Here is a 19,295-nt window from a genome sequence, read left to right as displayed (position 1 = left end):
CGATGGCAAAGCGATTGGCATTCACGGGGCTCACGAGCGCCGCGCTGCTCGGGGCGCTCTATGGGACCGCGAGCGCGGCTCCAGTGCGGCGGGTCCAGGTCGCGCAGCGGGGTGATTTCGTCCTCATCGGCAACACGCTGGCGCACGACTGCGCGTCGTCCACGCCCGCGCCGCTGGTGGGCACGGTCGGGACGTGCGGCACGGCCGCGACGCTGGCGGACTCGGCGCCCGACATCTACTGGCGGGGCGACAGCCCCCTCGCAGGACAGGCCGAGGCGAGCACCACCATCGATCCCGCGGCGGCCCGCAGCACCGCGGTCCTCAGCCTCCCCGCGGGCGCTCGGGTGACCCACGCGTACCTCTACTGGACGGTGAGCCGCGACAGCGGCACCTCGGCCGATCTCACCGTGACCCTGGATCGGCCTGGCGTCTTCTCTTCCAGCGTGACCGGTGCGGTCTCGGGCCAGACGGAGATCTCGGGCCTCGCCCACGCCCAGACGGTCGCCAACGTCACCTCGATCGTGCAGACGCGCGGCGCGGGGGCGTATCGCCTGAGCGGGATCTCCAACGGGACCGTTCTGAGCAGCGTGAGCCAGCAGATCGCGTTCGCCGGCTGGTGGATGGTCGTGCTCTACGAGCTGACGACCGCGCCTGCGCGGAATCTCGCCGTCTTCGACGGGCTGGATCAGGTGATCGACGGCGCGACGGTGGGCTGGAGGATCTCGGGGTTCGTCGTCCCCTCGGGCGGGGGCCAGGCGAAGCTCGGCGTCGTCGGGTACGACGGCGACAGCTCGACCGGCGACGCGCTCGAGTGGAACGGGACCGCGCTGTTCGACGCGCAGAACCCGGTGAACAACTTCTTCAACAGCTCCCGCTCGTTCCTCGGCGCGCCGATGTCCTCGGCGGGCGATCTGCCGAGGCTCACCGGCGGGCCGCTGAGCATGAGCGGCATCGACGTCGACGTGGTCCAGGTGCCGGCCGCCCTGCTCACAGCCGGCGACACGGAGGCCCAGGTCGGAGCGGCCGTCAACGGCGCCGACAGCTACCTGCTCGGCGGCCTCGTCACGTCGGTGCCGACGCGCCTCCCGGATCTCTCCACGTCGACCAAGTCGGTCCTCGATCTCAACGGCGGCGGGGTCACGCCTGGCGACACGCTCGAATACACGATCATCGTCGCCAACACCGGGGATGACAACGCCGCGGCCGTCGTGCTGAACGACCCGCTGCCCGCCGGGGTCACCTACGTGCCGGGCTCGCTCGAGATCGCCTCGGGCCCGAACCTGGGCGGCGTGACCGACGCGCCCGGCGACGACGAGGGCGAGTACGTCGCGGCATCGAGGGCGGTCCGCGTCCGGCTCGGCGACGGCGCCGACGCGGCCCAGGGCGGGTCGCTCGGCGTCAGCGAGACCACGACGGTGCGGTTCCGCGTGACCATCGATCCGGGCACGGGCGGCGAGATCGCGAACCAGGCCATCATCACCGGGCAGAGCCCCGAGGGGGGCGCTGCCCAGGACTACCCGACGGACGGCAACGGCGCGGAGCCGGGCGCGCCGCCCACGGAGATCCTCGTCGACAGCGACGGCGACGGGCTGAGCGACGGCGACGAGAAGGCCGCTGGCACGGATCCGAACGACGTCGACACGGACGACGACGGCGTGCCCGACGGCGACGAGCAGCTCTGGGATCGCGACACCGACGGCGACGGCCTCATCAACGCGCGGGACGTCGACAGCGACAACGACGGGCTGCTCGACGGGACCGAGGTCGGGCTGGCGGACTGCGACGGCCCGGGGACGGACCCGCGGAAGGGGCACTGCGTGCCCGACGGCGACGCCGGAGCGACGACGACCGATCCGCTCGACGCGGACACCGACAACGGCGGCGTGCTCGACGGCTCGGAGGACGCCAACCTGAACGGCGTGCTCGACGCGGGCGAGACCGACCCGACGACCGGGCGCGGCGCCGACGACCGGCGCGCCGACACGGACGGCGACGGGCTCAGCGACGCTCTCGAGAGGACGCTCGGCACCGATCCGAACGACGCCGACAGCGACGACGACGGCGTGCGCGACGGCGACGAGCCGAACCCGACGGACGACAACGACGGCGACGGGCTGATCAACCCGCTCGACATCGACAGCGACAACGACGGCCTCTTCGACGGCACCGAGCTCGGCCTGGGCTGCGACGGTCCGGGCACCGACGCGGCGGCGGGCAACTGCGCTCCCGACGGCGACGCGGGCGCCACCAGGACGTCGCCGCTCGAGGCCGACACCGACCGCGGCGGCGCGAGCGACGGCTCCGAGGACACCAACCTGAACGGCGTGCTCGATGCGGGCGAGACCGACCCGCGCTCCGGCCACGGCGACGACGATCCGCAGAACGCGGACACCGACCACGACGGGCTGAGCGATGATCTCGAGGTCTCGCTCGGCACGGACCCGAACGACGCCGACACCGACGGTGACGGCGTCCGCGACGGGCTCGAGCCGAACCCGGCTCACGACACGGACGGCGACGGGCTCGTCAACGCGCTCGACGTCGACAGCGACAACGACGGCCTCTTCGACGGCACCGAGCTCGGCCTGGGCTGCAACGGCCCTGGCACCGCGCCGTCGCGGCACTGCGTACCGGACGAGGACGCCGGCGCCACGAAGACGTCGCCGCTCGACGCGGACACGGACAAGGGCGGCACGAGCGATGGCTCCGAGGACGCCAACCTGAACGGCGTCGCGGACGACGGCGAGACCGACCCGACCCGCGGGCACGCCGACGACGATGACGAGAACAACGACCGGGACGACGACGGGCTGAGCGACGACCTCGAGAGGACGCTGGGCACGGACCCCGGCGACGCGGACTCGGACGACGACGGCGTGCAGGACGGGCAGGAGCCGAACCCGTCGGACGACGGGGACGGCGACGGGCTCATCCACCCCCTCGACGTGGACAGCGACGACGACGGCCTCTTCGACGGCACGGAGATGGGCCTCGCCTGCGACGGCCCCGGAACCGACGCGGACGCCGGGCACTGCACGGCGGACGGGGACAGCGGGGCCACGACGACGTCGGCGCTGAACCGTGACAGCGACCGAGGCGGCACGACCGACGGCTCGGAGGACGCCAACCTGAACGGCGTGCGCGAGGCCAGCGAGACCGACCCGACCGCCGGCCACGGCGCCGACGACAGCCACAACGCCGACGGAGACGCCGACGGGCTGAGCGACGATCTCGAGGTGTTCCTCGGCTCGAACCCCGAAGATCGCGATACCGACAACGACGGCCTGCTCGACGGCGAGGAGCCGAACCCCAGCGACGACGGCGACGGCGACGGCCAGGCCGACGTCCTGGACGCGGACAGCGACGGCGATGGGCTCTTCGACGGCACCGAGGCGGGGAAGGACTGCGCGGACGCGGACACCGACGCCGCCGCCACGAGCTGCATGCCCGACGCCGACGGCGGGACCACCACGACGAGCGTGGTGAATCCCGACACGGACCGCGGCGGCCAGAGCGACGGCGATGAGGACCTGAGCCACGACGGCAAGGTCGACGAGGGCGAGACCGATCCGAACGACCCCGGGGACGATCGCGGCGATCGCGACGGCGACGGCCTCTCGAACAGCGAGGAGACCGCGCTCGGCACCGATCCGGACGACGCCGACAGCGACGACGACGGCGCGCTCGACGGCGAGGAGATCGAGCCTGGCGTCGATACGGACGGGGACGGGAAGATCAACGCGCTCGATCCCGACAGCGACGACGACGGGCTCTTCGATGGGACCGAGCTGGGCAAGGGCTGCTCGCACGAGGACACCGACGTCGACGCGGAGACCTGCGTGCCGGACGGCGACGAGGGGGAAACGACGACCTCGCCGACGCAGGCCGACACCGATGGCGGCGGCGTGATCGACGGCGAGGAGGACGCGGACCACGACGGCGTGGTCGACGAGGGCGAGCGCGATCCGAACAACCCGGCGGACGATCAGCCTGCGGAGTGCGAGCAGGACAGCGCCTGCGGCGCAGGGATGGTGTGCGACGAGGCCACGAAGGAGTGCGTCCCGGGCTGCCGCAACCCCGACGACACGATCGGCCCGTGCACCACGCCGCTCCCCGGTGAGGGCGTCGTGGTGCAAGGCGGCGGCTGCGCCTGCACGGTGGGCGCGGACGGCGACGGCGGTCGCTCGGCGCCGTGGGCCTTGCTCGCGGCCGGCGCCTGCGCCGCCGCGCTGCACCGGCGCCGCCGGCGCAGCTGAGCTCTCCCCCCCGGGCGCCCCCGCGCCCAGGGGGCGCCTGTGCTACAAGCCAACGGAATAACTATGCTTTTATGCGAGGCGCGCCCGCCCGCGGGGCGCCTCTGCCTGCGACGACCGATGCGCCGCGGGTTGCCATCGGCCGTCCGTGGCTTAACGATGTTTTCTCACGGGAGAGTGCCTCTTGCCCCGACCTTCTGATTCCGTCGTCCGTGCCATCACGATGGATGGCGCCTTTCGCGTCATCACGGCGCTGACCACCGAGACCGTGCGGGGGGCCGTCGCGGTGCAAGCTGCGACCGGCGCGACCGCGCAGCGGCTGGGAGAGCTGATCACCGGCGCCATCCTCGTGCGCGAGGCGATGGCCCCGAACCTGCGGGTCCAGGCGATCGTCAAGGGCGCGGCCGGTCACGGGAGCCTGGTGGCCGACTCGCACCCGGACGGCACGAGCCGCGGCCTGGTCAACCTCGGCAAGGGGGCCACGGCGGAGAGCGCGGTGGAGATCGGCGGAGGGTCGCTGCTTCAGGTCATGCGCACGCTGCCGAGCGGCATGCTCCACCAGGGGGTCGTCGAGATCCCGACCGAGGGCGGCATCTCCGCGGGCCTGATGGCGTACATGCAGGAATCGGAGCAGGTCGTCTCCATGATCGCGGTGGCGACGCTGATCGGCGAGGACGGCGTCGGCGCCTCCGGCGGCTACCTCGTGCAGCTGCTCCCGGAGGTCGAGCGCGGTCCGCTCATGGTGATGACCGAGCGGCTCAAGGATTTCGAGCGCCTCGACGACGTGCTCGCGCACGAGGGAGCCTCGGCGGACGTGCTGCTCGGCGAGCTGCTCTACGGCATGCCGTTCTCGCGGCTCGACGACTCGCCGCTCAGCTTCAGCTGCCGCTGCAGCGAGCTCCGGGTCATGGCCACGCTGGCGAGCCTGCCGCGGAGCGACATCGAGGAGATGGTCACGGACGGGAAGGTCCTCGACATCCGCTGCGATTATTGCGGGAAGGACTACCAGGTGTCGCCGTCGCAGCTCCGCTCGCTGCTGACCACGAGCTGAGCGGCCGCGCGCCCGCGCGCGGCAGGCGCGACCTCACGCTGGCTGGCCGGGCGAGAGGCCGCGGCTCACGAACGCGATGACCCGCTCGATCTCCGCCTCGTCGTCCCACGCCGCGTCGGGAGCGATGAACACGCGGTGGAGGATGTACCCCGCGAACGTCGAGACGATGCAGCGCAGGACGAGGGGCGGCGGCCACGGGACGATCTGCCCTTCGCGCTGGAAGCGCTCGATCAGGGCGATCCCCTTCGCGAGGATCGGCGCGTACACCCGGCTGGCGATGCCGATCCGCAGCTCGGCGTCGAACGGCAGCTCCTGCGCGAGGATGCGCGCGAGCTGCGGGTGCGCGCGGACGAACGCGGTGCGCTCGGCGAGGAGCGCCCGCAGGAACGCCTCGAAGGTCGGGTAGCTCGCGTCGAAGAGCGGATCCATGGAGCGCGCCATCGCGGGCCCCACGAGGTGCTCGATGGCGGGACCGAGCACCCCCAGGAGGAGGTCCCTCTTGCTCGGGAAGTACTTGAAGATCGTCGCCTCGGCGACCCCTGCGCGCCGGGCGATGTCCCGCGTCGCGGTCCCGTGGAAGCCCTGCTCGGCGAAGGCCGCCACCGCGGCCTCGACGATCTTCTTCTGCGCCTCGGTCAGCGTGTCGCTCGAGCGCGGTCGTCGGCTCATCGGCGCTCTCCCTGGCCACCGTCGGCCTCGGCCCTGCGCGTGAAGAGCCGGTCGAGGGCCCGGTGGAGCTCGCCCTCGTCGAGCGGATCGCTGCGCACGCTGACATGGCCGTCGGGCCGGACGAGGACGGCGGCCGCCGACGCGGCGCCGTACGTCGCGTGGGCGTGCCCGTCGGGATCCGCATAGCCTCCGGCCTCGGGCGCGCCGATGACCAGGGCCTCGAGGTCGGGTCCCCCGAGCTGCGCGGCGAGCTTCCGTGCCTGCTCGCGCGCCCCGCCGTCCGCCTGCGGGCCGGTGAAGAGCAGCAGCATCCATTCTGCGCCGCGCATCAGGTCGAAGAGGTGGACCTGCGCGCCCGCCTCGCTGCGCAGCACGACGTCCGGCGCGCGATCCCCGGCGTGGGGCCCGCGCTCGGGAGGGCTTCCGATCTGCACGGAGAGCGGGCTGTTCCGGTAGCGGATCTTGAGCTGCGAGAGGAATCCCACGATCCGGCGCTGCACGGCGGGGATGCCGAGGAGGCGGACCGCGAGGCGCGGCGCGACCGCGCGCAGCGTCCGGCCCAGCGGACCGTGCCCTGCCATGAGCCCGAAGAGGCGGTCCGTGAAATCGACGAGCCGACGGGCGACAGGCAGCCGCTCCAGCTCGTAGGTGTCCAGCAGCCATGCTGGCATCCGGCCTCGTTCGACGGCTGCGAGCTTCCACGCCAGGTTGTAGGCGTCCTGGATTCCGGTGTTCATGCCCTGCCCCCCGGCCGGGCTGTGGATATGCGCCGCGTCTCCGGCGAGGAAGATCCGGCCCTTGCGCAGCCGCGTGGCCACGCGGTGGTGCAGCCGGTAGCGCGAGAGGACGATCGCCCTCTCGACCTTGAACGACACCGGGATCATCTCGCGCATCGCGGCCTCGAACTCCTCGAGCGAGACCGGCGCGCCGTGCGCCGGCGACGGCTCGGGCTGGATGAGGACGACCCGGAACCGATGCGTGCCGGGCACCGGAAAGGCCACTCCGACGCCGCGACGCGAGGGGCTGATGTAGATGTCGCCGTCCGGCAGCGGCCAGTCGACGATGAGGTCGCCGAGCATGCAGTGATCGTCGTAGGTGTCGCCCTCGAAGGCGATGTCCGCGCCCTTGCGGACGGCGCTGCGCGCGCCGTCGCAGCCGAGGAGCCACCTGGCGCGCACCTCCTCGATGCTCCCATCGGCCCGGCGGAGCGTGCAGGAGACGCCGGCGCTGTCCTGCGTGTAGGAGGCGAGCTCGACGCCGCGCTCGAGCGTCACGCCGAGCCCGGCTAGCCGGGAGCCCAGGACGCGCTCGGTGTCGAACTGCTGGACGGTGAAGATGCCCGGGATCGGCGTGGATAGCTCCGGGAAGTCGAGGATCGGCAGCCGGGCGCGCCGTCCGTTCGAGAGGAGGACGTTGAGCCCTCCCACGCGCACGGCGTGTTCCATGGCGGCACCGAGGAGCCCCATCCTGCTGAAGAGCTCCATCGTCCGCGTCTGCACGGCGAGCGCCCGCGAGTGATCCGGCGGCGGCTCCGTTGCCTTGTCCACGATCCGCACCGTGAGCCCCCGCCGGGCGAGCTCCCCGGCCATCGTCAACCCGGTCGGCCCTCCACCGACCACCAGCGCATCCAGTGCTCCTGTCATGCCCCGCCTCCGATTTGGTGAGTAAGTACTCACTCACTATAAGAAGGAGCGGCGGGTTGGCAAGGAGCGACCGAACTCCCCGCTCATCCGCCCCCGCCCCACCCTCGATCGGCGGACCGCCCGCGTGCTCCCCCAGCGAGATGGATGCAATGGTCGCCGCATGGAAGAGGTCCACGTCAACGTCTACATCCACGCACCGGTCGAGCGGGTCTTCGACGCGGTGGCTGACCACGAGCGCTTCCTGCGCTCCGGGGACGGCACCCATACGAAGGTCGTCCGGCCAGGGCTCACCGAGCACAACGGCCTCGGCGCCCTCCGCGAGGTGCGCGTCGGGAAGCGGATCCGCTACGTCGAGGAGATCACGGCCTTCGAGCGGCCGTGCTCGTTCGACTACCAGATCGTCGAGAGCACGCAGCCGCTCCGGCACCAGGGCTCGCGTCTCCGCTTCACCCCGCGCGGCGAGGGCACGGAGATCGACTGGACATCGCGCTTCGACATCCCGCTGCCGCTCGTCGGCAAGCCGCTCGGATCGCTCGCCAGGCGCATGTTCATCGCGGCGTTCACCGAGCTGCTGCTCGCCGAAAAGGCGCGGCTCGAGGCCTCGCAGCCCACGCGCGCCACGTGACCCCCTCGCGCCCTCGCCGACAGGCAGCGCTCAGAGGGACATCACCTTCGCCTCGAAGAAGGGGCGATCCTTGGACTCTGCGGTTCGGTGCTGCTCGATCTGTGGCCAATGCATGTAGACGGATACCTTATCATCTACGACATCGGCAGAAAGTTCCCATGGCCAGCCTCTTGCTGATGCCAGACGGTCCCGTATAAGCTGTTGGCCTCAACTTCCTTCCGTTCGGCCTCCGGATTTGGTCGAGCTGTCGCAGGGGTGTTCAAGATGCGACCGATGGTGAGATGTGCGTCACTGCTCGGCCAGACGGCCTCTGGAGCAGCTCGTATCGGGGGTTCCAGGGGGAAGCTGTCGACGAGGGCGGGAGCGCCACCGCAGCTGGGCAGTCGCGGCAATCGGGCCAACCGAGTCAACGCCTCGAGCTCATGGCCGAACGGAGCCACCGCGCTCTGTGCCATCGCGCTGCTGACGCTCGTGGCATGTGCCCAAGGCGCCAGCCTGGACGGCGAGAGCACGGGGGGCGGCGGCGCTAGCTCGGGTGGAGCGCCGTCGTCCAGCTCGGCCGGCGCCGGCTCCACCGTGTCTGCAACGAGCAGCACGACAGCGAGCGGCACGACGGGCTCCGCGACAGGCGGCTCGGCCAGCGCGGGCGGCAACGTCACGAGCGCAGCGGTGAGCGGCTCGGCAGGCTCAGGTGGTGCCGACGGCACGGGCGGCGCCGGAGGCCTGGGCGGCGCTGGCGGTGAGGACGCCACGAGCTCAACGACGAGCAGCTCCGCGAGCAGCTCGGCCAGCTCGTCGGCCAGCAGCTCGGTCAGCTCCTCTGCCAGCAGCTCGGCCAGCTCCTCCGCCAGCAGCTCGGCCAGCTCCTCCGCGAGTAGCTCGGCCAGCTCCTCCGCCAGCAGCTCGGCCAGCTCCACGACGAGCAGCACGACAGGCGCCGGAGGCGGTACCGCCACGAGCTCCACGACCGCAAGCTCCACCACCGGCGGCGATCCCACGGGGGAACTCGAGGTGCAGTACGCCACGAGAGACGCCGCCGCCACCCCCGCCTTTCTCTCCTTCAAGATCCAGGTCAAGAACACCGGAAGTGCGAGCGTCCCGCTCCAGGATGTCACGATTCGCTACTGGTTCACGGCCGACGGTTTCACGTCGGCACTGATGAGCAACTGCGACTTCGCGTCGGTCACCGGTGGGCGCGACAACATCATCAGGACGTTTCACGAAGCGTCTGGCACGGACGCCGATCACTACCTCGAGATCGGCTTCGCATCCGCTACAGGCAGCCTCGCCCCGGGCGCCACCTCGGGATACGCAGAGATTGCCATCTACAACGCGAACTACGATAAGCTGACGCAGGCCAACGACTACTCCTTCAGCGCGACGGCGACCGCTTTCACGCCTTCGATGCAGGTGACCGGGTACCGCGCCGGCGAGCTCGCCTGGGGTATCGAGCCCTAAGCTCGGCCGCACGCTTCCGCGGCTCCGCAACGCCGCGCTCGGCTGCCCGCGGCGGACGCGCCTCCGGTGGCCGCCGGCGCCTCGATGCGCCCGCGCCCCTCGTTCGCCTGCCCAGATCTCACACCGATCCAGCGCCTCCACGGAGGGGCACCTCGGCGCACCCGCTCGTGTGCTGTGGCAGCCTGTCTCGCCGCGCGCGCACGCCACACCCCGCAACATGCCGTTACACGCCCAGACCCGTCCCAGGCGGCCGCGATGTAACCAATTTTCCATGGAGTTCTGCCCTGCCCTGGGACGCGATCGCTTCCGCTGCGCCTGGAGACGGGCAGCACGGGCGGCACCATCCTTGAATGGCCCCGCTCGGACCCTGAACTCTATGGATGCCAACGCGCGCGCAACCCGTCCTCCCCCGTCGTCCCACACCCGGCCTGTGCAGGCCCCGATCTCACGTGATGCGCCGCGGAGCGGGCCGAGGCCCGGACACGGCCCCGATCCGTTCGACGCCTTGAAGCGGCGGGCCGCGGACACGCCTGGGCTCATCAGCTTCGCGGGCGGGCTGCCCGCCCCGGGCGAGTTCCCGCGCGCGAAGCTCGCGGCCTCGTTCGTTCGCGCCCTTCAGAACCCCAGCTGCCCGGCGCTCCAGTACGGCTGGCCCGAGGGCGACGAGGACCTCCGCGCCTGGATCGCCGGGCAGCTGCGCCGGCGCGGCGCCCAGGTGGCTCGCGACGACGTCATCGTGACCAGCGGCGCACAGCAGGCCGTGTCCCTCGCCGCGCAGCTGCTGCTCCGCGGACCGCGCGCCAGGACCGGCGTCGACCGCGAGAGCTACCCCGGCGCGCTCGATCTGTTCCGGGAGCTCGGCGCGACGGTCGTCGATGACGGCAGCCACGTCGATGCCTATTACCTCATGCCCGCCGTCTCCAACCCGCGTGGACGCAAGCTGTCGCGCAGCGATCGAGCCAGGGTCCTCTCGACCCTGCGGCCCATCATCGAGGACGACGCTTACGCGGATCTGTCCTTTGACGGCGCCGCCCCGCGACCGCTCCTCGCCGAAGCGCCCGATCGCGTGTTCCACGTCGGGACGTTCTCGAAGACGCTCTGCCCCGGGCTCCGCATCGGCTGGCTCGTGCCCCCGCGCTCGCTCCGGGCCGAGATCCTCCAGCTGAAGCAATCCGACGACCTGCAGGCAGCCAGCCTGCCGCAGGCCGTCCTGGAAGACTACCTCCGCACAGAAAACTTCGATCAGCGGCTCGTTCGCCTGCGGGAGTTCTACGGCCGCCGCGCCGACCGGATGGAGCGGGCGCTCCGGAGGCACCTGCCCGGCTGGCGGTTCGACCCCCCCACCGGCGGCTTCGCGATCTGGGTCGAGCCCGACGCCGAGCCGAACGAGGCCTTCCTCCTGGCCGCCGCCATCGAGCACGGCGTCGCCTTCGACCCGGGCTCGCTGTTCCGGGCCCACGGCGCCGTGAGCCCGTTCGCCCTCCGGCTCTGCTTCTCCTCGGTGGCGTGCGACGAGGACCTCGACGAGGGCGTGCGCCGCCTCGCGCGGTGCTGGGCCGAGGTCGCGTAGCGTCGCCAGCGCCCCGATTCACGCTAGATTCACGCCAGCGCCCCGATCACGTCGAGGCGCTGACCGAGCACCACCATGGACGCCGCCGCGGGCCGCTCACTGCGCCAGCGGGCCGCCCGGCTTGTGCGGGACCGGCGGGCGGCGATCGAGCAGCTCCCGCGCCGCGGCCCGGACGACCGCGGGCACGTCCGCCGCCGCCGCGAGCCGCAGGAGCTCGGGCCGCAGGAGGAGGCGCACCATGGGCACCGCGATCTCCTGCGGCGCGCCCGGGTTCTGCACGATCGCCATGCGCACCCGCGCGCGCTGCGGCCACTCGGGGTGCTTCGCGATCTCCGTCAGGACCTCCGCGCTCGCCGGGCGCCGCGCCGCGAGGCGGACGACGTCATCCTCGGTCAAGCGCGGGTTGTCGAGCAGGTTGCGGATGACGAGCGGGTGCGGGTCCCGGAGCAAGGCTTCGAAGGCCGCGCGGGTCGGCCGCCGGGCCAGCGCGCGCCGCTCGCCGAGCGTGAGCGCGCGACCGGCGCTCGACGTGGCGAGGAGCCGCTCGTCGGGCGCCGGCGAGGCCGGCTGCGCCTCGGGCCGCCGCGCCTTGCGGCGCAAGAGGCGCGAGAGCGGCAGCAGGGCATGGGAGGACGCGAGCTCCCGGAGCTGCTCGACGCGCTCCGAGAGCGCAGGATCCGCGAGGATCGGCACGACGGCGCCCAGCACGTCGCGCGCGAGGGGGTTGGCCTGCTCGGCGTCGCGGCAGAGGTCGTCGAGCGCGCGGGCGACCGAGGGCGGGTCGGCCCGCAGCACCTCGCTCCGCAGGTACGCGACCCGCAGCCGGAGCTCCTTCAAGGACGAGACGGCTCGCCTCCATCGCCCGGCCAACGCATCCACGCCGTCAATCTACATCGCCGGCGTCCCGGCGTGGAGCGCGTGCCAGGCAGTTTGCGCTACGCGACGTGCGCGGGGCGGTTATCCTGCGCCGCGCCATGAGGGGACGGCGAAGCCGATCCCCGGTTGCTGGCAGGGACGGCGAAGCCGATCCCCGATTGCTGGCGGGGACGGCGAAGCCGATCCCCGGTTGCTGACGCGGACGGCGCAGCCGATCCCCGTCTCGAAAGGGAGGAGTCGCATGTCCGAAAAGGTTTCGTTCCCCGCGAAGGACGGGTCCTCGGCGACCGGCGAGATCGTCTGGCCGAAGCAGGGGGACAAGTCGCCTGCCGTCGTCCTGATCCAGGAGTGGTGGGGTGTGAACGACCACATCCGCTCTCTGCTCGACCGGCTCGCCGATGCCGGGTTCATCGCCCTCGCGCCCGACCTCTACCACGGCAAGACCACCAAGGATGCCACCGAGGCCAACCGGCTAATGGTCGAGCTCGACAAGCCGCGCGCCCTCGCGGAGATCGCCGGCGCCGTCCGCTTCCTGTCGGCGCACGAGCGGTCGACCGGCAAGGTCGGCGTCATCGGGTTCTGCATGGGCGGCGCGCTGAGCTTCGCCGCCGCGGCGACGATCCCCGAGCTCGCGGCCGCGGTGCCCTTCTATGGCATCCCGAGCCCCGCGCCCGACTATGCGCGCGTCAAGGCGCCGATCCTCGCCCACTTCGCCGCGCGCGACGGCTGGGCCACGCCGGCCGCCGCCGAGGCGATCCAGAAGGAGCTCGCCGCCCACGGCCAGTCCATGGAGCTCCACGTCTATGACGCCGACCACGCGTTCGTGAACGACACGCGCCCCGAGGTCTACGCCCCCGAGGCCGCCAAGCTCGCGTGGGAACGGAGCATCGCGTTCCTGAAGCAGCACCTCGGCTGAACATTGGCTGAGCACGACGCCGCGGACCTTCCCCGGGCTCCGCGGGACGCGCGGGGCGTCGACCGGGCGCGTTCTTTGCCGTCGCGCAGGGAACCCTGATATACACGCTTACATGGCCCTCCCCCCGGTACTCCCGGGCTCGATCCAGCAGGCGGAGTCGCCGATCGACCGAGCGCTCTCGCTGGCGCTCGCGGGAGAGCGGGACGCCGCGCTGCGCTGGGCCGCTGCGCTGGTCCGGCACGACCCGACGATGCCGTCGGCGCTCTGCCTCTGCGGTCGCCTCCTCGGCGAGCTGAACCGGCACGAGGCCGCGCGCGAGGCGTGCTCCACCGCGATCGCCCGCGCGATCGACCTCGAGAACCTGCCGCTCGCCGTGGCGGCCGCGCGCGAGAGCGAGCGCTTCGGCGGCGATCCCGGGCCCGGGCTCGACCTGATCGCCGGGGCGTTCTGCCGAGACTCGCCGCGGCTCGGCGAGGGCGCGCCGCCGCCGCCGCCCCTGCCGGCCGCCGAGGCGTTCCAGCCGCTCGCCTCCGTGCTCACCGGCGCGCTCCTGCTCAACAAGGCGACGGAGATCATCCACGACGCCACGCGCAGGCTGGCCGCCCAGACCGATCACCCCGGGATCGCGCCCCAGCCGGTCTTCTCGTCCGTCGGGCGCGACGCGCTCCGCGCCCTGTGCGCCGCCTTCACGCCCATCTGGGTGGCGGCGGGGGCGACCGTGATCGAGCAGGGCGCCGCGCGCAGCGAGGCCTACTTCGTCGCGCGCGGGGAGCTCGAGGCGCGGCGCCGGCGCGTGGACGAGGAGATCATCCTCGCCCGGCTCACGAACGGCGCCATGTTCGGCGAGATGGCGCTGCTCTCTCGGGCCCCGCGCACCGGGAGCGTCGTCGCCACGCGGCCCTCCATCGTGCTCGAGGTGAAGCGCGACGCGATCGACGACATCGCGCAGCGCGAGCCCGAGGTCGGCCTGGAGCTCGCGGCCTACTGCCGGGACCGCATGGTGGAGAACCTCGTCCGGATGAGCGACGTGCTCCGCGTCGTGCCCGAGGCCGACAGGCCCGCGCTCGTGAAGCGGTTCCGCACGCGCACGTTCGAGAAGAACGAGCGGCTGCTCGTCCAGGATGAGCGCCCCCCCGGCCTGTTCCTCATCGCCTCCGGAGAGGTCGCCGTCGTCCGGCGCGACGCGGCGGACGACGCCCGCGTCGAGCCGCTCGTGCTCTCGACGCTCGGCCCCGGCGACGTCGCCGGCGAGATCGCGATGGTCCTCCGCCGCGCGGCGAACGCCGATGTGATCGCCGTCCACCCCACCGTGACGCTGTACCTTCCGGCCACCGAGTTCATGGGTCTGGTCGAGGATCACCCGGCCGTGCTGGCGCAACTCTACAAGCTCGCGGTCCAGCGCGACGACGAGACCACGAGCATCATGGCCGAGGAGGTCTCCGTGGCCGAGGACTTCGTGTTGATCTAGGGTACCGATCCGATCGAAAAAATTGACGAAACGAACCACGGATGTGCGGAGGTTTTGTTGTTGTCGCTTCTGTGTCTCTGTGGTTCAAACTCTCTCTCGCGCGGCGTTTCAACCTGTTCGGTGCTCTAGCGACGTCCCGCGAGCACGCGGCGGGTGCACCGATTGACGCTCCGCGCCACGCCCCGTAGACTTTCAGTCTATCCGTTGTTGTTGACCAGCACTGAACAACCACCAGCGTAGGGAAGGCCACGCTCGCATCACAGGTCCTGCGACAATGACGACGAACGCGTTCGCGCTGGAGGGACAGGTGCTGGTCGGCCGATATCGGCTGCTCCGCCCCCTCAGCTCGGGCAGCATGGGCACCGTCTGGCGCGCGGACGATCTCACGCTGGGCTCGCCGGTCGCGATCAAGATGCTCGGGCCTCTTTATGCGAAGGACGAGACGGTCCGCGCGCGCTTCTACCAGGAGGCGCAGGCGGCGGCGGCGCTCCGCAGCCCGAACGTCGTGCAGATCCTCGATCACGGCGTCGAGAACGACGTCCCCTTCATCGCGATGGAGCTCCTCGAGGGCGAGGACCTCGCGCACCGGCTCGAGCGTGTTGGCGCGCTCGATCCGGCCGATACGGCGCGCATCTTCGCCGACGTCGCGCGCGCCGTGCGCAAGGCCCACGACGCCGGCATCGTCCACCGCGACCTCAAGCCCGACAACATCTTCCTCGCCCTCGACGACGACCGGGAGGTGGCCAAGGTCCTCGATTTCGGCGTCGCCAAGACGCGCATGTCCGGCAAAGAGGGCATCGGGACGCAGGCGGGCGTGCTGATCGGGACGCTGCCGTACATGAGCCCTGAGCAGGCGCAGGGCGCGACAGTCGATTATCGGTCGGACCTCTGGGCGCTCGGGGTGATCGCGTTCGAGTGCGTGTGCGGCCGGGCGGCGATCACGGCCGAGGCGCCTGGCGCGATGATCCTCGAGATATGCAGTGATCCGCTGCCTGTCCCCTCGAAGGTGGCGTCTGTGCCCGTGCCGCCGGCGTTCGACGAGTGGTTCATGCAGGCGTGCAGCCGTGACCCGAACGGGCGGTTCGCCTCGGCGACGGCGATGGTCGACGCGCTGCGCGACGCGCTCTTGCCGCCCAGCGACGCGCAGGAGGGCGGGCGCGCCTCGGTGAGCTCGATCCCCGGGGGCGCGGGCACCGCGTCGCCCTCCGTCCCGCCGATGTCCGCCGCGCCGCTCTCCGCTGCGCCGCTCTCCGCCGCGCCGCTCTCCGGTCCGCCGATCTCGACCTCCCCGCTCTCCGTCTCGCCGGGTGGGAGCGTGGCCTCGCGGCCGGGCCTCTACGACGAGGCGGGGGCCGACTCGAGGCCTCGCCGCAGGATCCCGGTCCCGGCCGTCGCGCTCGGCCTCGCGGCTTCGGTCCTCTGCGGGGTGCTCTTCATCGGCTGGCGCGCGCTCGGCGACGATCCGATCCCGCATGCACCGCCGTCCGGCGCGGCCCCGCCGCCGGGGACGCTCGAGACACCGCCTGTCGTCGTCCCGGCGAGCAATCCGCCGGCGGAAGCGAATTCGCCCAGGGGGGCGCCCGAGCTCGCGCCTTCCCAGGACACGACGGCCGCGGCGACCTCGACGCCCGCGCCCCGCGCCGGCTCCGCGCTGGATGCCAGCGCTCCGGCCGCGGCCGCCTCCTCGGCCCAGGCGGCGCCCGCTCGCCCGGGCAAGGCCGCGCCCTCCTCGCCGCGGCCCAGGTCCGCGGCCCCGCCCGCGGCCTCCAGCGCGACGCGCCCCAGGTCCGACCGCCTCGGTTTCTGAGGAGACGAATGCGCGCGCGATCGAGCGTCTCGGGCACCGCCACCATCGCGTTCGCGCTCGCGCTCGCGCTCGCGGCCACCGCGCGGGCGGCCGACGTCGACCCCGCCACCATGAACGCCGCCCGGGCCCTCGCCGAGGAGGGCCTCGACCTCTTCGACAAGGGCCAGTATGCGGCGGCGCTCGACAAGTTCGGGCGCGCGGACCAGCTGATCCAGGCGCCGACGATCGACCTCTATGCCGCGCGGTGCCTCGAGCAGCTCGGGCGCCTCATCGAGGCCTCCGAGCGCTACCTGCAAGTGAGCCGCACCTCGCTCGATGCCTCGGCCAGCGACGTCTTCAAGGCCGCTGTCGCCGACGCCGGGAAAGCGTACGACGATCTCAAGCCACGAATCCCCAGGCTCGCTGTGGGGGTGCGCGGCGCCCCAGAGCGCGAGGTGCAGATCACCATCGACGGTAAGCCGATGCCGCCGGCGCTGGTGGGGGTCAGCCAGCCTGTCGATCCTGGCAAGCACGTCGTCGAGGCCGTGTGGACGGGGCGTGTCGTCCGGCGGGAGGTCGCGCTGCAGGAGCGGCAGGAGGCGGCGGTCACGCTCGAGTTCCCCGTCGGTGTCCGCCCGCCCATCGTCCTCCCCCCGCCTGCCGGCCCGGCGCCGGGGACCACGCAGCGCGTGCTCGGCTGGACCGCCGTCGGCACGGGCGCCGCGGCGCTCGTGGCCGGTGGCGTCACGTTCGGCATCACGAGCGCGCTGCGCAGCGATCTGATCGACCTCGGGTGCACCGAGGACGTCGTGTGCCCGGACACGCCGAAGACGCGCGACAAGCTGGGCTCGTACAACGACATGCGCCTCGTCCCTGCGCCGGCGTTCATCGTGGGCGGGGCGCTCGCCGCGGGCGGCGTCGCGCTGCTCCTCACCGCACCGTCGGCGGCGGCGAAGCCCAAGGGCGCAGCGGTCCTTCCATGGATATCGCCGTGGGGTGCCGGGATCGCGGGGGTGTTTTGATGAAACGCAACGGCTTCATGATCCTTGGCGGCGCGGTCGGCCTGGCCGGCGCGCTGGGCGGGTGCTTCGACGAGGGCGTGCTCGTGCCGGGCGCCATCAGCGGCGGCGGCGCCGCGCAAGGGGGGATGGGCGGTGTGGGGGCCGCGGGAGGCGCGGGCGGCACGGGCGGCGCAGGCGCCGCGGGAGGCGCAGGCGCCGCGGGAGGCGCGGGCGGCGCGGGCGGCAACGAGCCCTGCACGCCTTGTTATACAGGCCCCGAAGCGACCAAGGGGGTCGGCGAGTGCAAGGAAGGCTGCCTGCGCGGCGCCTCGTGCGACGGCGAGGTGGTCCCCACGGCCGAGGGCTGTACGACGAAGGAGAACGACGAGAGTTGCGACGGCGTGGCGGCGTGCATCGGAGCGCACGACTGGAGCGCCAAGCTCGGAGGGAACGGCGACCAGTTCGGGGTTGACGTCACGTTCGACAGGGAAGGGCACATCCTGGTCGCGGGTGCCTTCAGCACCAGCCTGGATTCCGTCGGCAGCCAGGGAGCGCCCGTCGGCAGCCAGGGAGCGTACGACGGCTTCGTCGTCCAGCTCGGTCCCGGCGGCGCGAGGGGGTGGTCGAAGGCGTTCGGGGGGAACGGCTCGGATTTTTCCACTCGCGTGGCGCTCGACAAGAACGGCGGCGTGATCCTCGCCGGGACCTTCGAAAACACACTTAACTTCGACGGGGCGTCGCTCACGAGCGCAGGCAGCTCGGACGTGTTCGTGGCGAAGCTCGACGCGATTGGCGGCCTGGACTGGATCGAGACGATCGCCGGTCCGAGCGTCGATAGGGTTTACGGGCTCGCGGTGGATTCGAACGACAACATCGTCGTCGCTGGCAGTTTCACCGACTCGGCCGACGTGCTGGGCGGGCAGCGGATGGGCGGGGGCCACCTGACGAGCAAGGGTGGAGAGGACATCTTCGTCGTGAAGATGGACGCCCTCGGGAACCTCGCCTGGAGCAAGAACTTCGGCGATACGACGGCTGAGGTCGCGAACGACGCTGCCGTCACGCCCGACGGAGGCGTGGTCCTGGTCGGCCGCATCGCAGGCAGGGTGTACTTCGGGACGACGCTCCTCACGGCGCAGGGCGACGACGCCTTCATCGCGAAGCTCGACGGGAGCGGCACGCCGCTCTGGGCCAAGATGTTCGGCGACACCATGGGCCAGGAATTCACGGCGGTCGCGGTGGACGCGAAGGGGGACATCGTCGTCGCAGGGAGCACCGGGGGAACGATCAATTTCGACGGAGCGCCGCGGAGATACGCCGGAGGAAACGACGCGGTCGTCGCCGCCTTCAACGCGGAGGGCAAGCACCTCTGGAACCGTCTGTACGGGGACGGCCGAGATCAGAGGGCGCTGGGGGTGGCGGTCGACCAGGCGGGCAACGTCATCGTTGTCGGAGAGTTCGAGAGCGCCATCGACTTCGGCGCCCCGAGCCCGAAGCTCCAGTCCCTCGGCGGCAACGACGCCTTCTTCGCGAAGCTCGCTCCGAACGGCGATACGGTCTGGGCCAAATCGTTCGGCGACGCGTCGGAGCAGCGCGCCCGGGCCGTCGCCGTGGATGAGCTGGGAGCCATCGCGCTGACGGGCAGCTTCAGCGGCAGGATCGATCTCGGGGGGGAGCCCCTGATGAACACCGGGGGCCCCGACGCCTTCGTCGCCAAACTGCAGCCCTGACGGCCGGCAGCCACCTCGCGACGAGGCGCTCGCGTCACCGGTCCCGCGGAGGCGCGGCAGTGGCCGGACTACGGCCGCAAGTGGCCGGAATCGTTGACTCGATCGGGGCGCTTCCGGTCGCTGCCCGGGGGCGGCCCTCCCTCCGCGCCGGCAGCACCGTGTTGCCGGCGCGTGGTGCAGGACCTCCGTTGGACCAGGGGACGCATCGAGGTCCGGTGAGCCGTCCATGCACCAGAACGAGTGATCCACCCG

The 19,295-nt window shown here is 72.0% G+C and carries 14 protein-coding genes; 10 read left to right on the top strand and 4 right to left on the bottom strand.

Annotated elements, in window-relative coordinates; translation table 11 throughout:
* The first annotated feature begins 2 nt into the window (after window positions 1-2).
* Together POL72_RS20315 and POL72_RS20310 are read left to right on the top strand one after the other, a co-directional pair.
* Window positions 3-4,256 (top strand): hypothetical protein, encoded by a 4,254-nt coding sequence (locus tag POL72_RS20315; protein ID WP_272097121.1) that lies wholly within the window; start codon window positions 3-5, stop codon window positions 4,254-4,256.
* A 181-nt stretch (window positions 4,257-4,437) separates the two neighbouring features.
* Window positions 4,438-5,304 carry an Hsp33 family molecular chaperone HslO gene (locus POL72_RS20310; protein ID WP_272097120.1) on the top strand — a complete coding sequence of 289 codons (867 nt, stop codon included), beginning with the start codon at window positions 4,438-4,440 and terminating at the stop codon, window positions 5,302-5,304.
* A 33-nt stretch (window positions 5,305-5,337) separates the two neighbouring features.
* On the opposite strand, the gene POL72_RS20305 is transcribed toward POL72_RS20310, so the two are convergent.
* On the bottom strand, window positions 5,338-5,973 hold the full coding sequence (locus POL72_RS20305) for a TetR/AcrR family transcriptional regulator (RefSeq protein ID WP_272097119.1): 636 nt from the start codon (window positions 5,971-5,973) through the stop codon (window positions 5,338-5,340).
* Window positions 5,970-7,616, bottom strand: a complete 1,647-nt coding sequence (locus tag POL72_RS20300) for an FAD-dependent monooxygenase (protein WP_272097118.1) — start codon at window positions 7,614-7,616, stop codon at window positions 5,970-5,972. Before POL72_RS20300 ends, POL72_RS20305 begins: the two co-directional genes overlap by 4 nt.
* Window positions 7,617-7,776: 160 nt before the next feature.
* On the opposite strand from POL72_RS20300, the gene POL72_RS20295 reads away from it, so the two are divergent.
* Entirely contained in the window at window positions 7,777-8,241 is a 465-nt protein-coding gene (locus POL72_RS20295; protein WP_272097117.1) for an SRPBCC family protein, read from the top strand.
* A gap of 134 nt (window positions 8,242-8,375) precedes the next feature.
* Here POL72_RS20295 and POL72_RS51250 read toward each other — a convergent pair whose 3' ends face one another.
* Complete coding sequence (locus POL72_RS51250) at window positions 8,376-9,239, bottom strand: hypothetical protein (RefSeq protein ID WP_272097116.1); 864 nt, start codon at window positions 9,237-9,239, stop codon at window positions 8,376-8,378.
* A 13-nt stretch (window positions 9,240-9,252) separates the two neighbouring features.
* On the opposite strand from POL72_RS51250, the gene POL72_RS51245 reads away from it, so the two are divergent.
* Together POL72_RS51245 and POL72_RS20280 are read left to right on the top strand one after the other, a co-directional pair.
* Window positions 9,253-9,699, top strand: a complete 447-nt coding sequence (locus POL72_RS51245; protein WP_272097115.1) for a cellulose binding domain-containing protein — start codon at window positions 9,253-9,255, stop codon at window positions 9,697-9,699.
* Between the two features lie 505 nt (window positions 9,700-10,204).
* Window positions 10,205-11,269 carry an aminotransferase-like domain-containing protein gene (locus POL72_RS20280; protein ID WP_272097114.1) on the top strand — a complete coding sequence of 355 codons (1,065 nt, stop codon included), beginning with the start codon at window positions 10,205-10,207 and terminating at the stop codon, window positions 11,267-11,269.
* Window positions 11,270-11,365: 96 nt separating this feature from the next.
* On the opposite strand, the gene POL72_RS20275 is transcribed toward POL72_RS20280, so the two are convergent.
* Entirely contained in the window at window positions 11,366-12,106 is a 741-nt protein-coding gene (locus tag POL72_RS20275) for a hypothetical protein (RefSeq protein WP_272097113.1), read from the bottom strand.
* A 280-nt stretch (window positions 12,107-12,386) separates the two neighbouring features.
* On the opposite strand from POL72_RS20275, the gene POL72_RS20270 reads away from it, so the two are divergent.
* The 5 genes from POL72_RS20270 to POL72_RS20250 all read left to right on the top strand — a co-directional run bounded on the left by POL72_RS20270 (window position 12,387) and on the right by POL72_RS20250 (window position 19,043).
* Window positions 12,387-13,061 (top strand): dienelactone hydrolase family protein, encoded by a 675-nt coding sequence (locus POL72_RS20270; RefSeq protein ID WP_272097112.1) that lies wholly within the window; start codon window positions 12,387-12,389, stop codon window positions 13,059-13,061.
* A 112-nt stretch (window positions 13,062-13,173) separates the two neighbouring features.
* The gene (locus POL72_RS20265) at window positions 13,174-14,529 is read left to right on the top strand and encodes a cyclic nucleotide-binding domain-containing protein (RefSeq protein WP_272097111.1); all 1,356 of its coding nucleotides are present in this window, start codon (window positions 13,174-13,176) and stop codon (window positions 14,527-14,529) included.
* Window positions 14,530-14,803: 274 nt separating this feature from the next.
* Window positions 14,804-16,336 carry a serine/threonine-protein kinase gene (locus tag POL72_RS20260; protein ID WP_272097110.1) on the top strand — a complete coding sequence of 511 codons (1,533 nt, stop codon included), beginning with the start codon at window positions 14,804-14,806 and terminating at the stop codon, window positions 16,334-16,336.
* A gap of 8 nt (window positions 16,337-16,344) precedes the next feature.
* Entirely contained in the window at window positions 16,345-17,337 is a 993-nt protein-coding gene (locus POL72_RS20255; RefSeq protein ID WP_272097109.1) for a tetratricopeptide repeat protein, read from the top strand.
* Window positions 17,337-19,043, top strand: coding sequence for a hypothetical protein (locus POL72_RS20250; RefSeq protein WP_272097108.1), 1,707 nt, complete (start codon window positions 17,337-17,339; stop codon window positions 19,041-19,043). The genes POL72_RS20255 and POL72_RS20250 overlap by 1 nt, the downstream gene beginning before the upstream one ends.
* The last annotated feature ends 252 nt before the right edge of the window (window positions 19,044-19,295 follow it).

The organism is Sorangium aterium, assembly GCF_028368935.1.
GTDB lineage: Bacteria > Myxococcota_A > Polyangia > Polyangiales > Polyangiaceae > Sorangium > Sorangium atrum.
Note: the sequence above shows the minus strand (reverse complement) of the source record. Positions and strands in the feature narration are given on the sequence as shown.

What these genes read in the sequence shown, in the direction of transcription:
- POL72_RS20265 (WP_272097111.1), top strand. Translation starts at nt 13,174, where the DNA reads ATGGCCCTCCCCCCGGTACTCCCGGGCTCGATCCAGCAGGCGGAGTCG.
- POL72_RS20250 (WP_272097108.1), top strand. Translation starts at nt 17,337, where the DNA reads ATGAAACGCAACGGCTTCATGATCCTTGGCGGCGCGGTCGGCCTGGCC.
- POL72_RS20295 (WP_272097117.1), top strand. Translation starts at nt 7,777, where the DNA reads ATGGAAGAGGTCCACGTCAACGTCTACATCCACGCACCGGTCGAGCGG.
- POL72_RS20270 (WP_272097112.1), top strand. Translation starts at nt 12,387, where the DNA reads ATGTCCGAAAAGGTTTCGTTCCCCGCGAAGGACGGGTCCTCGGCGACC.
- POL72_RS20305 (WP_272097119.1), bottom strand. Translation starts at nt 5,973, where the DNA reads ATGAGCCGACGACCGCGCTCGAGCGACACGCTGACCGAGGCGCAGAAG.
- POL72_RS20255 (WP_272097109.1), top strand. Translation starts at nt 16,345, where the DNA reads ATGCGCGCGCGATCGAGCGTCTCGGGCACCGCCACCATCGCGTTCGCG.
- POL72_RS20300 (WP_272097118.1), bottom strand. Translation starts at nt 7,616, where the DNA reads ATGACAGGAGCACTGGATGCGCTGGTGGTCGGTGGAGGGCCGACCGGG.
- POL72_RS20260 (WP_272097110.1), top strand. Translation starts at nt 14,804, where the DNA reads ATGACGACGAACGCGTTCGCGCTGGAGGGACAGGTGCTGGTCGGCCGA.
- POL72_RS20315 (WP_272097121.1), top strand. Translation starts at nt 3, where the DNA reads ATGGCAAAGCGATTGGCATTCACGGGGCTCACGAGCGCCGCGCTGCTC.